This is a genomic window from Mannheimia massilioguelmaensis (assembly GCF_000940515.1).
Classification (GTDB): domain Bacteria; phylum Pseudomonadota; class Gammaproteobacteria; order Enterobacterales; family Pasteurellaceae; genus Basfia; species Basfia bettyae.
Window position 1 is genome coordinate 109,066 of the sequence record NZ_CDQL01000007.1, and the last position, 14,426, is coordinate 123,491.

General features: G+C 36.3%; 12 protein-coding genes. All 12 read left to right on the plus strand.

Going from position 1 to position 14,426, the window contains the following annotated elements; translation table 11 throughout:
• The first annotated feature begins 48 nt into the window (after positions 1-48).
• The 12 genes from murF to BN1226_RS07195 all read left to right on the plus strand — a co-directional run bounded on the left by murF (position 49) and on the right by BN1226_RS07195 (position 14,312).
• The gene (murF, locus tag BN1226_RS07140) at positions 49-1,431 is read left to right on the plus strand and encodes a UDP-N-acetylmuramoyl-tripeptide--D-alanyl-D-alanine ligase (RefSeq protein ID WP_044470613.1); all 1,383 of its coding nucleotides are present in this window, start codon (positions 49-51) and stop codon (positions 1,429-1,431) included.
• Positions 1,425-2,507 carry a phospho-N-acetylmuramoyl-pentapeptide-transferase gene (mraY, locus tag BN1226_RS07145; protein ID WP_005761540.1) on the plus strand — a complete coding sequence of 361 codons (1,083 nt, stop codon included), beginning with the start codon at positions 1,425-1,427 and terminating at the stop codon, positions 2,505-2,507. The genes murF and mraY overlap by 7 nt, the downstream gene beginning before the upstream one ends.
• A gap of 32 nt (positions 2,508-2,539) precedes the next feature.
• A complete protein-coding gene (gene murD / locus BN1226_RS07150; RefSeq protein ID WP_044470804.1) occupies positions 2,540-3,856 on the plus strand; it encodes a UDP-N-acetylmuramoyl-L-alanine--D-glutamate ligase in 1,317 nt (438 codons plus the stop codon).
• Positions 3,857-3,884: 28 nt separating this feature from the next.
• Positions 3,885-5,075, plus strand: a complete 1,191-nt coding sequence (ftsW, locus tag BN1226_RS07155; RefSeq protein WP_044470614.1) for a putative lipid II flippase FtsW — start codon at positions 3,885-3,887, stop codon at positions 5,073-5,075.
• 9 nt (positions 5,076-5,084) lie between these two features.
• Entirely contained in the window at positions 5,085-6,146 is a 1,062-nt protein-coding gene (gene murG, locus BN1226_RS07160; protein WP_077065001.1) for an undecaprenyldiphospho-muramoylpentapeptide beta-N-acetylglucosaminyltransferase, read from the plus strand.
• A gap of 65 nt (positions 6,147-6,211) precedes the next feature.
• Complete coding sequence (gene murC, locus BN1226_RS07165; RefSeq protein ID WP_044470615.1) at positions 6,212-7,648, plus strand: UDP-N-acetylmuramate--L-alanine ligase; 1,437 nt, start codon at positions 6,212-6,214, stop codon at positions 7,646-7,648.
• An 83-nt stretch (positions 7,649-7,731) separates the two neighbouring features.
• Positions 7,732-8,655, plus strand: a complete 924-nt coding sequence (locus BN1226_RS07170) for a D-alanine--D-alanine ligase (RefSeq protein ID WP_044470616.1) — start codon at positions 7,732-7,734, stop codon at positions 8,653-8,655.
• Positions 8,655-9,425: a cell division protein FtsQ/DivIB gene (locus BN1226_RS07175; protein WP_044470617.1), complete on the plus strand. Its 771-nt coding sequence runs from the start codon at positions 8,655-8,657 to the stop codon at positions 9,423-9,425. The genes BN1226_RS07170 and BN1226_RS07175 overlap by 1 nt, the downstream gene beginning before the upstream one ends.
• Before the next feature lie 39 nt (positions 9,426-9,464).
• Positions 9,465-10,757 (plus strand): cell division protein FtsA, encoded by a 1,293-nt coding sequence (gene ftsA, locus BN1226_RS07180; RefSeq protein WP_044470618.1) that lies wholly within the window; start codon positions 9,465-9,467, stop codon positions 10,755-10,757.
• 81 nt (positions 10,758-10,838) lie between these two features.
• Positions 10,839-12,059 carry a cell division protein FtsZ gene (ftsZ, locus tag BN1226_RS07185; protein WP_044470619.1) on the plus strand — a complete coding sequence of 407 codons (1,221 nt, stop codon included), beginning with the start codon at positions 10,839-10,841 and terminating at the stop codon, positions 12,057-12,059.
• Positions 12,060-12,109: 50 nt separating this feature from the next.
• Positions 12,110-13,027, plus strand: a complete 918-nt coding sequence (gene lpxC, locus BN1226_RS07190) for a UDP-3-O-acyl-N-acetylglucosamine deacetylase (protein ID WP_044470806.1) — start codon at positions 12,110-12,112, stop codon at positions 13,025-13,027.
• A 130-nt stretch (positions 13,028-13,157) separates the two neighbouring features.
• Positions 13,158-14,312: an iron-containing alcohol dehydrogenase gene (locus BN1226_RS07195; RefSeq protein WP_044470620.1), complete on the plus strand. Its 1,155-nt coding sequence runs from the start codon at positions 13,158-13,160 to the stop codon at positions 14,310-14,312.
• Positions 14,313-14,426: the final 114 nt, after the last annotated feature.

Below are 14,426 nucleotides of genomic sequence, written 5' to 3' on the forward strand. Positions count from 1 at the left end.
AAGTGTACCGCACTTTTAAACATTCTTTTGCAAAATAAGAAGCACATAATGATTAAATTAAATGTAAAAAAAATTGCTGATATTTTGAAAGCAAAATTAATTGGTGATGAAACGATAGAGGTAGAAAATGTGAGTACAGATACTCGTCAATCTACCATAAATGGACTTTTCTTTGCCTTAAAAGGTGAAAAGTTTGATGCACATAGTTATCTAGATAAAGCCGTTGAGCAAGGTTGTGTTGCAGTAGTTGTGGATCATAAATGTCAGATTAATGTCCCACAAATTATTGTTCAAGATACTCGTTTAGCTTTAGGTCAATTAGCAGCTTGGCTGAAAGCTGAAATTGCTCCAAAGACTGTGGCGATGACAGGCTCATCAGGTAAAACAACCGTTAAAGAAATGACAGCATCAATTTTACAACAAGTTGATGGAAATTCTGATTCTGTACTTTTTACTAATGGCAATTTTAATAATGATATTGGTGTGCCGTTAACACTATTACGCTTAACTGAACAGCATAAGTTTGCAGTTATTGAGTTAGGTGCAAATCATCAAGGTGAAATTGCTTACACCACGAGTTTAGTCCGCCCAAATGTCGCATTAATTAATAATGTCGCCTCTGCACATTTAGAGGGTTTTGGTAGTATTGAGGGTGTTGCCAAAGCAAAAGGTGAAATTTATCGAGGGCTAATGGCTGATGGTATTGCCATCATCAATTTGAATTGTCATTATTTACCGTTGTGGGGAAAGGAGATTAATGGTTCGGAAGTTCAATCCTTTTCTTCTGATAATATGGAAGCGGATTTCTACGCTGAAAATACACGAATTACCTCGACTGGTTCTACTTTTATTTTACATACTCCAAAAGGTGAAATTAATATTAACTTGCCTTATCTTGGCGAACATAATGTTAGTAATGCTTTAGCTGCAACAGCCTTGGCAATGAATGTTGGTGCCAGTTTAGAACAGGTTAAAAAAGGCCTTGAACAACAATCTCAAGTAAAAGGTCGGTTATACCCAATTCAAGTATCTGAAAACTTATTATTATTAGATGATACTTATAATGCTAATGTGGGTTCTTTGAAGTCAGCAATTAATGTACTAGAAAAATATCAAGCATATCGCATTTTAGTTGTTGGAGATATGGCTGAGTTAGGAGAAAATACACGCCGTTGTCACCGTGAAGTTGCAGAGTTTGCACAAGCAGCTAATTTAGACTTTGTTACCTCTTATGGACATGAGAGTGCTGCTATTGCCGCAGCCTGCCATGGTGCACATTTTACCGACAAAACTGGATTATCAAATTATCTAAAAGAATTAATTAATGAAAAATTAAAAGATAATCAAAAAGTCGTGTTATTAGCTAAAGGATCACGTTCAATGAAAATGGAAGATGTGATCAATTCTTTAAAGGATAGTTTCAAATGTTAGTTTGGCTTGCTGAATATTTACAACAATATTTCTCTATTTTTAATGTAGTATCCTATTTGTCATTTCGTGCAGTATTAGCATTATTAACTGCGTTATTAATTTCATTATGGATTGGGCCTGAGGTCATTCGTCGTTTACAGCTTTTAAAGTTTGGACAAGAAGTGCGTAATGATGGTCCTGAAAGTCATTTTAGTAAGCGTGGTACTCCAACAATGGGAGGTATCATGATTTTGTTTGCGATTACCGCAAGTACCTTACTTTGGGGAAACTTAACCAATCCATATATTTGGATTAGTCTATTTGTTTTATTAGGCTATGGTGCAGTAGGTTTTGTTGATGATTATCGTAAAATTACTCGTAAAAATACAGATGGATTAATTCCTCGTTGGAAGTATTTTTGGTTATCTGCCGTTGCATTAATTGCTGTATTCATGATGTATGCAATGGGAAAAGATACCGATGCTACTCGCTTAGTCGTGCCTTTTTTCAAAGATATCATGCCACAATTAGGTGTGTTTTATATTATTTTTTCCTATTTTGTTATTGTGGGAACCAGTAATGCGGTAAATTTAACAGATGGTTTAGATGGCTTGGCTATTATGCCAACAGTCTTTGTTGCTGGTGCTTTCGGGATTATTGCATGGGCGACAGGTAATATTGAAATTTCAAAATATTTATATATTCCTTATATAAAACATACCTCCGAATTAGTCATCTTTTGTACTGCAATTGTCGGTGCAGGATTAGGTTTTTTATGGTTTAACACTTATCCTGCTCAACTATTTATGGGCGATGTTGGATCATTAGCATTAGGTGGTGCGTTAGGTGTGCTAGCAGTATTAGTTCGACAAGAATTTTTATTAGTGATTATGGGCGGTGTTTTTGTTATGGAAACCGTTTCGGTGATTTTACAAGTGGGATCTTATAAATTACGTAAAAAACGTATTTTTCGCATGGCACCAATTCATCATCATTATGAATTAAAAGGCTGGCCAGAACCTCGAGTAATCATTCGTTTTTGGATTATTTCATTAATTCTTGTATTACTTGGCTTAGTAACACTTAAATTACGTTAATAAAAAGAATAAATAAAGGCAGGCGCAACATGGTGGACTATCAAGGTAAAAAAATTACCGTTATTGGTTTAGGCAAAACAGGTTTATCTTGTATTAATTTTTTGAAAGCAAAACAAGCGAATGTACAGGTTATTGATACACGCCAATCTCCTGTAGGTGCAGAGCAACTAGATAAATCTATTCCTTTACATACGGGAAGTTTAAATCAACAATGGCTACTGAATAGTGACATTATCGTTATTAGCCCAGGACTTGCAGTAAAAACGCCTGAAATTCAGACCGCACTTGCTGCTGGTGTTGAAGTGATTGGTGATATTGAATTATTTTGCCGTGAAGCAGATAAACCGATTATTGGAATTACTGGCTCAAATGGAAAAAGCACTGTCACCACATTAGTGACTGAAATGGCGAAAGCCGCTGGAATCAATGTTGGTATGGGCGGTAATATTGGCATTCCTGCGTTATCTTTATTGAATCAAGGGCATGATCTTTATGTGCTTGAATTATCAAGTTTTCAATTAGAAACTACCTATAGTTTAAAAGCTATTGCTGCCACGGTATTAAATGTGACTGAAGATCATATGAATCGTTATATTGATTTAGAGGATTATCGTCAAGCTAAACTGAAAATCTATCAAAATTGCCAAACTGCGGTAGTTAATGCTGAGGATCCATTAACTAAAGAAGATGGAAAACAAAGTGCGATTTATCAAGTAAGCTTTGCTGAACATCATGCCGATTATTGGTTAAAAACTGAAAATACTAAAACTTATCTAATGGCACAAAATGAAGTTGTGATTAGCTGTGAACAAATGAAACTGACTGGTCGTCATAACTATATGAATGCTCTAGCCTCTATAGCATTGGCTCAAGCCGCTAACATTGAAATTTCTGGAATTCGTACCGCACTTCAAAACTTTACGGGCTTAGAACATCGTTTTCAATTAGCACATATGGCAAACGGTGTACGCTGGATTAATGATTCTAAAGCAACTAATGTAGGAAGCACTGTAGCAGCATTAACAGGATTACAGGTTGAAGGTAAATTGCACTTATTATTAGGTGGTGACGGCAAAGGTGCTGATTTTTCTGAATTAGAAAAACTGATAAACAAACCTGAAATCTATTGTTATTGTTTCGGTCAAGATGGTGCTAAGTTGGCAAAACTATCAGCTCAAAGCCAATTATTTGATACAATGGAACAAGCGATAGAATCGTTACGTCCAACTTTATCTTCAGGTGATATGGTATTGTTATCGCCCGCTTGTGCAAGTTTAGATCAGTTTGCTTCTTTTGAAAAACGAGGTGAAGAATTTACTCGTTTAGCTAAACTTTATGTTGCCAATTAATTATTTAAATAATTTAGTTAGGATTTGAATGGAAATTTTTAATAAAGTCAAAGATACTTATAAACGTTGGACGACTTTAACACCAACTAATGTACTCTATGATCGTTCTCTCGCATGGTTATTTATTGTATTGTTATTTGTTGGTTTTATTATGGTGACGTCAGCATCTATTCCTGTCGGCACTCGTTTATTTGATGATCCTTTCTATTTTGCTAAGCGTGATGCATTATATGTAATTCTCTCTATCGGGGTTTGCTATTATTTTGTTAAAGTGCCAATGGAAACTTGGGAATCATGGCACAAAAAACTCTTCATTATTGCGGTCATCTTATTAATCTTGGTATTAATTCCCGGAATTGGTAAATCAGTAAATGGTGCACGTCGTTGGATTCCGATGATCGTATTTAACTTCCAGCCCGCAGAATTTGCAAAACTTGCTTTGATTTGTTTCTTAGCTGGTTATTTCACTCGCCGTTATGATGAAGTGAGAAGTAAAAAATTGAGTGCTTTTAAGCCTTTATTAGTGATGGGCTTTTTAGGGGCATTACTCATTCTTCAACCTGACTTAGGTAGCACCGTAGTACTCTTTATTATTACCTTTGGCTTGCTATTTGTTGTAGGTGCTAATATTTACCAATTTTTATTTTTAATTGGGGTAGGCGCATTTCTTTTTGTGGTATTAGTGGTGTCATCGGCATATCGAATGAAACGTATTACTGGTTTCATGGACCCCTTTAAAGATCCCTATGGTACAGGCTTCCAATTATCCAATTCCTTAATGGCATTTGGTCGAGGTGAGTTTACTGGTGAGGGATTAGGTAATTCTATTCAAAAATTGGAGTACTTACCCGAAGCGCATACCGACTTCGTTATGGCCGTTGTTGGAGAGGAGTTTGGTTTCTTAGGTATCATGGTTATTATTGCTTTATTAGCCTTGTTAGTCTTTCGTGCAATTAAAATTGGACGAGAATCATTACAAATTGAACAACGTTTTAAAGGTTTCTTTGCTTTTGGAATTAGTTTTTGGATTTTTTTCCAAGGTTTTGTCAATCTTGGTATGGCGTTAGGGCTACTGCCGACAAAAGGATTAACTTTCCCTCTTGTGAGTTATGGTGGTTCAAGTTTAGTGATTATGTCTGTAAGTATTGCAATTTTATTACGTATTGATCATGAAAATCGCTTAATGCGTGGTGGTCATGCTCGCTTAAAAGATGATTAAGGATTTAATGTGGCAAAAAAATTATTAGTAATGGCAGGGGGAACTGGCGGACATGTATTTCCTGCAATCGCAGTGGCACAATATCTACAACAACAAGGTTGGGAGATTTGTTGGTTAGGTACAAAAGATAGGATGGAAGCACAACTTGTTCCTAAACATGGCATCCCTATTGAATTTATCCAAATTTCAGGCTTAAGAGGTAAAGGAATTAAGGCCTTATTAACCGCACCTTTTGCGATTTGTCGTGCTATAATGCAAGCACGTAAAATTATCCAAAAACAAAAGCCTGATGCTGTACTTGGGATGGGGGGATACGTCTCTGGTCCAGGTGGTATTGCCGCTAAACTTTGTGGTGTTCCTGTAATTTTACATGAGCAAAATGCCGTGGCAGGATTAACCAATGTTTGGTTATCTAAAATTGCCAAACGTGTATTACAAGCTTTTCCTACAGCATTTCCAAATGCAGAAGTTGTGGGGAATCCTGTTCGCCAAGATTTTTTCACTATTGCGAGTCCTGAGCAGCGTTTTGCGGGACGTTTTGGTAAATTACGTTTGCTTGTTGTCGGTGGTAGCCAGGGTGCGAGAGTATTAAATTTAACCTTACCTGAAGTTGTTGCCCGTTTAGGTGAAAAGCTGGAAGTTCATCATCAAGTGGGAGCCGGTTCTGTAGAAAATATTACGGCACTGTATCAGCAAAAAAATGCGTTAAGTGAAAACGTAAAAATTACAGAGTTTATTGACAATATAGCAGAAGCCTATGCTTGGGCTGATATTGTTATTTGTCGTTCTGGTGCATTGACCGTTTGTGAATTAGCCGCTGTAGGGACACCAGCAATTTTTGTACCATTTCAACATAAAGATCAACAACAATATTTGAATGCTAAATATTTAGCGGATGTTGGTGCGGCAAAAATTGTTCAGCAATCTGAATTAAATGCTGATGTAATTGTGGATCTAGTTAATGAATTAGATCGTGAGAAATTACTTTCAATGGCGATTAAATCAAAATCAATGTCAGCACCTTTAGCAGCACAACGTGTAGCCGAAGTGATTATTGAAAACGCAAATTAAAAATTATAAATAAGATGATGACAAATCATTTTGTCCATGAATAAGAAATGAAAGAGACCATAAGAATGAAAGATTTCCAAGAAACAGTTCGAAAAATTATTCCTGAAATGCGCCGAGTTAAACAAATTCATTTTATCGGTATTGGTGGTGCGGGAATGAGCGGTATTGCTGAAATTTTATTAAACGAAGGTTATCAGATTTCGGGCTCAGATATTTCTGATGGGCTAGTAACGCAACGCCTTGCACGAGCAGGCGCTAAAATTTTTATTGGGCATCAAGCTGAAAATGTGAATGGTGCGAGTGTAGTTGTTGTATCGAGTGCAATTCATCAAGATAACCCAGAACTTGTGGCGGCAAAAGAAAATCGTATTCCTGTGATTCAACGTGCACAAATGTTAGCAGAGCTTATGCGTTTTCGTCATGGAATTGCGGTGGCAGGCACACATGGAAAAACGACGACTACAGCAATGATTTCTATGGTATATGCTCAGGCAGGTCTTGATCCCACTTTTGTAAATGGTGGTTTGGTTAAATCGGTTGGAACTAATGCTCATTTAGGTGCTAGCCGTTATTTAATTGCCGAAGCAGATGAAAGCGATGCTTCATTTTTACATTTGCAACCAATGGTATCAGTAGTGACTAATATTGAACCTGATCATATGGATACTTATCATGGTAGCTTTGAAGAAATGAAACAGACTTATGTAAATTTTTTACATAATTTACCTTTTTATGGCTTAGCTGTTATTTGTGCAGATGATCCTGTATTGGCTGAGTTAATGCCACAAATTGGCCGTCCTGTTATTACTTATGGTTTTGCTGAGAATGCTGACTATCGTATTGAAAATTATCAGCAAACAGGCTTTCAAGGGCAGTATACGGTGATTACTCCAAGCAATGAACGTATTGATGTATTATTGAATGTCCCTGGTAAACATAATGCTTTAAACGCAACAGCAGCATTAGCGGTAGCTAAAGAAGAAGGGATTAGTAATGAGGCTATTTTGGCCGCATTAGCTGATTTCCAAGGTGCTGGACGTCGTTTTGATCAACTAGGTGTATTTAGCCGTTCTTGTGGTAAAGTTATGTTAGTTGATGATTATGGTCATCATCCAACTGAAGTTAATGTAACTATTCAGGCTGCACGTCAAGGTTGGGAGAATAAGCGTATAGTGATGATTTTTCAACCTCATCGCTATACCCGTACAAGAGATCTATTTGATGATTTTGTACAAGTGTTATCACAAGTTGATGCATTGATTATGTTAGATGTATATGCTGCTGGTGAGATGCCAATTGCTGGAGCAGACAGCCGTTCCTTATGTCGTTCAATCCGTAATTTAGGAAAAGTAGATCCAATTTTAGTTACCGATACCGCACAATTACCTGAAATTATGGAGCAAATACTTCAAGACGGTGATTTAGTATTAGCACAAGGTGCAGGTAATGTGAGTAAATTATCTCGCCAACTTGTGGAATTATGGTCAACGGAAAATAACTAAAAATTTTTTAATTTTTGACCGCACTTTTGAAGTCAAAAATAATCTATCTTGAATTAGACTCAACTGAGAGTGAAAAGAATAAAATGAAACCATTAAAAGAACAAAAAATTGCTGTATTGTTAGGTGGCACATCAGCAGAACGTGATATTTCTCTTAATTCTGGTAATGCTGTTCTAAATGCATTACGTAGTCAAGGCTATGATGCTTATCCAATTGATCCTAAGGAATACTCTGTTGCAGATCTAAAAAAACAAGGTTTTGATCGTGCATTTAATATTTTGCATGGACGTGGTGGTGAAGATGGCGTGATTCAAGGTGTATTAGAGCAAATTGGATTACCCTATACGGGTTGTGGAGTAATGACATCAGCCTTAACCATGGATAAAATGCGTACTAAAATGTTATGGAAAGGTTTTGGTTTACCTATTGCAGACATGGAGATTGTAACACGGGATACTCGCTTAGAACTAAATCCAGAGCGGATTGTCGAACATTTAGGACTACCATTAATGGTAAAACCTTCACGTGAAGGATCGAGTGTGGGCTTAACAAAAGTGAATGCAGTGGAAGAACTAGAGGCTGCGGTAGATTTGGCTTTAACTCATGATGATACCATTTTAATTGAAGAGTGGTTAAGTGGTATTGAAATGACTGTACCTGTATTGGATGACCAAGTATTGCCAGCGGTGCAAATTATCCCTGAGGGTGAGTTCTACGATTACGATGCAAAATATATTTCAGATAATACGCAATATGTTTGTCCAGCCCCGATGAGTAAAGAACGTGAAGAAGAATTACAAAAGCTAGTTAAACGTGCTTATGATGTTGTTGGTTGCCGTGGTTGGAGTCGTATTGATGTAATGACTGATGCTAAAGGTGAATTCCGTCTTGTTGAGGTGAATACAACACCAGGTATGACAAGCCATAGCCTATTCCCTAAATCAGCAAGAGTGGTTGGTTATTCTTTTGAACAATTAGTGGCAAAAATTTTGGAGCTTAGTGTTTAATGTCTGTTGTAAAACGCAAAACGCCACAAAGAAATTTAAAAATTAATGAGCAGAAACTCAGAGTTTTTTTGCAAGTTAAGCCTTTACTTGTGCTATTATGCGTTGGTCTACTCTATTTTACGTATTTTAATTGGCAAAACTGGCTGGAAAAATTAGACAGTAAGCCAATTAGTTCTTTTGCATTACTGGGAACACCTCAATATACGACGAATTCCGATATTCGAGAGATGATTTTAAAAATGGGAGAGCTTAAGGGCTTTTTTGGACAAGATGTAAATGTCATTCGCGAACAAATTCAGTCAATGCCTTGGATAAAAGGTTCTGTAGTTCGTAAAATTTGGCCTGATAGATTAAGCATTCTCGTTGCAGAATATACGCCAGTAGCTTATTGGAACGAAGACCATTTTGTTTCAGCGGATGGCGTCGTTTTTAAGTTGCCCAAAGATAAATTAAAAAATGATAATATGCCTCATTTATATGGACCTGATTATCAGAGTTTAATTGTATTAGATGCGTGGCAGCAAATTTTTAATGATTTAAAATCAAAAGGAATTACCTTAAAAGCGGTTTCAATTGATGAGAGAGGTTCCTGGGAAATTGTTGTTGAAAATGATATTACATTAAAATTAGGGCGTGGAGAGTGGAAATCTAAGATTGATCGCTTTATGACAATTTACCCACAAATTGAAGTACCAGAAAATAAAAAAATTATTTATATTGATTTAAGATATAAAGTAGGTGCAGCAGTACATTTTTCTGATGTAAACTAATGTAGTCTAAATAAAAATTAAAACTGTGAAGTTATAAAAATGGCAAAAATCGTGGAATCAAAAACTATTGTAGGATTGGAAGTTGGTACTTCTAAAGTTGTTGCTGTCGTCGGTGAAGTGTTACCTGATGGGGTAGTGAATGTACTTGGAGTAGGTAGTTGCCCATCAAAAGGTATAGATAAAGGTAGTATTACAGATTTAGCAGCGGTTGTTAATTCAATTCAGCGTGCAATTGAAGCAGCAGAATCTGTGGCAGACTGTCAAATTATGTCAGTCACTCTTGCTATCACTGGAGAACATATTCAAAGTCTGAATGAAAGTGGTTTCGTCCCTATTGCAGATGGTGAGGTTAGCCAAGATGAAATTGATCAGGCTATGCATACGGCAAGTTCAGTAAAATTGCCAGAGGGATTATCATTATTACATGTTATTCCACAGGAATATGCGGTCGATAAACAACAAAATATTAAAAATCCATTAGGTTTACAGGGAGTTAGATTAAAAGCTCAAGCTCATTTAATTGCTTGTCATCAGTCTTGGGTGAGTAATCTACAAAAAGCTGTTGAAACTTGTGGATTAAAGGTTGATCAAGTTGTATTTTCGGGTTTGGCATCTACGTATTCAGTTTTAACTGAAGATGAAAAAGATTTAGGTGTGTGCTTGATTGATTTTGGTGGTGGCTCAATGGATATTATGGTATATACCAATGGTGCACTGCGTTTTAGTCGAGTTATTCCTTATGGTGGTAATACAATTACTGATTATGTTGCACAAAGTTTAACTACATCACGTAATGAAGCTGAAAGCATAAAAATTAATTATGGTAGTGCGATTATGCCATCTGTCGAATTGAAAGAACAATTTGCTAAGAAAAAAATTGAGGTGGCAGGTTTGGGAGGGGGCGCTCCTCGTACTTTTACTAAAGCCCAAATTGTAGAGGTAACTTCTCGTTGTTACGGTGATTTATTACAAGTAGTTGAACATGAATTAATTCAATTACGCAATGAATTGACGATGAAAGGTATTAAGCAAGATCTTATTGCTGGTATTGTGCTTACAGGCGGTAGTTCACAAATGGAAGACATTAGTAAGTGTGCAACAGAAATTTTTGGTTCGCATGTGCGCGTAGGTTATCCGCTTAATATTTCAGGATTAACTGATTATGTTAATAAGCCACAGTATGCAACAGTGTTAGGTTTATTACAATATAGTCATTATAACGAAGAGGAGAGCACACCTATCTTTGGTGGTTCTGGTTCAGATAGTGGTGTTTTAGGGTCTATTTTTGGAAAAATTAAAATTTTTGCAAATAAAGTGAAGTCAGAATTTTGAGAATTTGAATTTTTAATCTACAATAGAGAGAATTTTATAGTTATTAAGTGTTAGAGTATCTAGCATTGACGGAGAATACAAATGTTTGAACCAGTAGAATATGGGTTTGACGATGAAATCGGTCGAACACTGATTAAAGTTGTTGGCGTTGGTGGCGGCGGTGGTAATGCTGTCAATCACATGGTTAATAATATGATTCATAATGGCGGTACGCTTGTTGGTGAAAATTCAATAGCGAGTGATGAACATGGTGAAATTATTTTCTATGCAGTGAATACTGATGCTCAAGCATTACGTAAAAGTGTTGTACAACAAACGGTTCAAATTGGTGCAGCAACAACAAAAGGTCTAGGTGCGGGAGCTAACCCAAATGTAGGGCGTAAAGCAGCTGAAGATGACCAAGAAGCTATCCGTTCAATGTTAGAAGGTGCCGATATGGTATTTATCGCAGCGGGTATGGGCGGCGGTACAGGTACTGGTGCTGCGCCTATAGTTGCTCAAGTGGCAAAAGATTTAGGTATTTTGACTGTCGCTGTTGTGACTAAGCCTTTCTCGTTTGAAGGTAAAAAACGTATGGCATTTGCGGAACTTGGTATTAAAGAGTTGTCTAAGTATGTAGACTCATTAATTATCATTCCAAATGAAAAACTATTAAAAGTATTAGGCAAATCAGTAAGCTTAGTACAAGCATTCTCTGCTGTTAATGATATTTTACGTAATGCAGTGACAGGTATTTCAGATATGATTACCTCTCCAGGCTTAATAAATGTAGACTTTGCAGATGTTCGTACAGTAATGTCTGAAATGGGGCGAGCAATGATGGGCGCCGGTATTGCACAAGGTGCAGCAAGCGATGGTCGAGCTGAAAAAGCAGCCCAAGATGCTGTAGCAAGTCCTCTTTTAGAGGATGTTGATTTATCTGGTGCAAAAGGTGTGTTAGTTAATATTACCGCTGGCATGGATTTAGGACTAGATGAATTTTATGCTGTAGGTGATACTATTAGAGCCTTTGCTTCTGATGAGGCTACCGTTGTTGTAGGTACAACATTAATTCCTGAGATGTCAGATGAAATTCGTGTTACAATTGTAGCTACAGGTATTGGTGATATTGATGATCCTGCTGCTCCATTGGCACCACAACGACCAGTGACAAATGTTTCATCAGGTACAGCAGCTTTTAATCAAGGTACGCAAACTGCTCCAAATCAACAACCAGTTCATTCAGAGCAACCTGCGCGACCGACTTCGTTAGGTAGCAATGAGCTATTTAAACCTGCGTTTTTACGTGGTGATAGTAAATAACAAGTCTATAAAGACTTTTTGCTTAGGCAATAAATTGAGAAATAATGAATATGATTAAACAAAGAACATTAAAACAAGGCACTAAAGTGACTGGGGTTGGATTACATAGTGGTAATAAAGTTACCCTAAATTTACGCCCTGCACCGGTAAATACAGGTATTGTTTATTGTCGTACCGATCTTAATCCGCCAGTGTATTTTCCTGCGGATGCAACATCAGTGCGTGATACAATGCTTTGTACTGCTTTAGTTAATGATCAAGGTGTTCGTATTTCAACTGTTGAACATTTAAATGCTGCATTAGCAGGTTTAGGTTTAGATAATCTTATTATTGAAGTGGATGCACCAGAAATTCCTATTATGGATGGTAGTGCAAGCCCATTTGTATACCTTTTATTAGATGCAGGTATCGAAGAACAAGACGCAGCGAAGAAATTTATTCGTGTAAAACAAAAAGTGCGTGTTGAAGATGGTGATAAATGGGCAGAAATTTCACCTTATAATGGTTTCCGCTTGAATTTCACTATTGATTTTAATCACCCAGCACTTAATAAGAATTTAAGTACTTATGCCTTAGATTTTTCTGCACAAAAATTTGTTCAACAAATTAGTCGTGCAAGAACATTTGCATTTATGAAAGATATTGAATATTTACAATCCCAAGGTTTAGCATTAGGCGGTAGTTTGGACAATGCTATCGTCTTAGATAATTATCGAGTATTAAATGAAGATGGCTTACGTTTTAAAGATGAATTAGTTCGCCATAAAATGTTAGATGCTATTGGTGATTTATTTATGAGTGGCCATAATATTTTAGGTGATTTCAAAGCATATAAGTCTGGACATGGATTAAATAATAAGTTATTACGTGCCTTATTAGCTAATCAAGAAGCTTGGGAATTTGTCACCTTTGATGATAAGGGAACTGTTCCTCAAGGTTATGCTGTACCTTCTCAAGTATTAATCTAATTACTTAAATATAGAAAAAGCTATACTCTTAAAAGTATAGCTTTTTTACTATTTATGTTTTCTAATTATTCACATTTGTGTTTTTCTACAAATTTTGAAAAAATTGACCGCAGTTTTATAGAGGTTAATCATGTTTAATTTTACTTTTCATATTCCTACTGCTGTTGAATTTGGTAAAGGTCAAATTCAAGCCATTCCTAAATATCTTTCAAAACAAAATCGTATTTTGCTTGTTTATGGGGGCGGTAGTATCAAAAAGAATGGTGTGTATGCTCAAGTTATTCATGCATTACAAGACTATTTTTATATAGAATTTCCAGGTATTGAACCGAATCCTGAGTTTGAAACTTTAAATAGAGCGGTTCAAATTGTTAAACAAGAGAATATTGATTTTATTTTAGCCGTTGGTGGTGGCTCGGTTTTAGATGGTTGCAAATTTATTGCCTCGGCTGCTACTTATTCAGGCGATGCGTTAGATATTCTTTATAAAAAACAAGAGATTATTAGAGCGCTGCCTATAGGTACTGTTATGACGATTCCAGCAACAGGTTCTGAAATGAATGGTAATTTTGTTGTAAGCCGTCGTGAAACTAAAGATAAATTATCTCTTTATTCTGATTTAGTTAAACCTAAATTTGCTATTTTAGATCCTTCAGTGACTTATTCTCTCCCTCAAAAACAAACTGCTAATGGTGTAGTAGATGCTTTTGTGCATACGTTCGAACAATATATGACTTATCCTGTGGATGCAAAGATTCCTGATAGATTTGCGGAAGGCGTTTTTTGTACATTAATGGAAGATGGTCCTAAATTATTGGATGAGCCTGAAAATTATGATGCTAGAGCGAATATTATGTGGGCTGCAACTATGGCATTAAATAAGATTCTGAGTACGGGAGTTCCTCAAGATTGGACATCTCATGCTATAGGACATGAATTAACCGCATTATATGGTTTAGATCACGGTCAAACATTAGCGATTATTGTACCTGCTATTATGCAGCACCAAAAGCAAGCTAAGCGTGAGAAGCTTATCCAATTTGCGCAGCGTGTATTAGATTATCGAGGCAATGACATAAATATAGCCACTGAATTGACCATTCAGAAAATTCGTGCCTTCTTTGAATTAATGGGAGTAAAAACGAGATTTTCTGATTATGGTATTGATGATAGCTTATTCCCTGAAATTATCAGAAAATTATCCGAGCACCGCCAACCTCTTTTAGGTGAGCATGAATCAATAGATCATCAAGCAGTAATGGAAATTTTATATTTAGCGCTTTAAAGAGAAGCTATAGTTTTTATGAAAAGTGCGGTTGTAAAGTATAAAAATTTACTTATTAATACTAATATACTGATTTAAAAGAATTATTAAGCTTGAGAAATCATCTTTATCCTC

Excerpts from the sequence above, each read along its gene's own strand:
- murF (WP_044470613.1), top strand. The coding sequence starts at position 49 with ATGATTAAATTAAATGTAAAAAAAATTGCTGATATTTTGAAAGCAAAA.
- ftsZ (WP_044470619.1), top strand. The coding sequence starts at position 10,839 with ATGTTTGAACCAGTAGAATATGGGTTTGACGATGAAATCGGTCGAACA.
- mraY (WP_005761540.1), top strand. The coding sequence starts at position 1,425 with ATGTTAGTTTGGCTTGCTGAATATTTACAACAATATTTCTCTATTTTT.
- murC (WP_044470615.1), top strand. The coding sequence starts at position 6,212 with ATGAAAGATTTCCAAGAAACAGTTCGAAAAATTATTCCTGAAATGCGC.
- BN1226_RS07170 (WP_044470616.1), top strand. The coding sequence starts at position 7,732 with ATGAAACCATTAAAAGAACAAAAAATTGCTGTATTGTTAGGTGGCACA.
- BN1226_RS07195 (WP_044470620.1), top strand. The coding sequence starts at position 13,158 with ATGTTTAATTTTACTTTTCATATTCCTACTGCTGTTGAATTTGGTAAA.
- BN1226_RS07175 (WP_044470617.1), top strand. The coding sequence starts at position 8,655 with ATGTCTGTTGTAAAACGCAAAACGCCACAAAGAAATTTAAAAATTAAT.
- lpxC (WP_044470806.1), top strand. The coding sequence starts at position 12,110 with ATGATTAAACAAAGAACATTAAAACAAGGCACTAAAGTGACTGGGGTT.
- ftsW (WP_044470614.1), top strand. The coding sequence starts at position 3,885 with ATGGAAATTTTTAATAAAGTCAAAGATACTTATAAACGTTGGACGACT.
- ftsA (WP_044470618.1), top strand. The coding sequence starts at position 9,465 with ATGGCAAAAATCGTGGAATCAAAAACTATTGTAGGATTGGAAGTTGGT.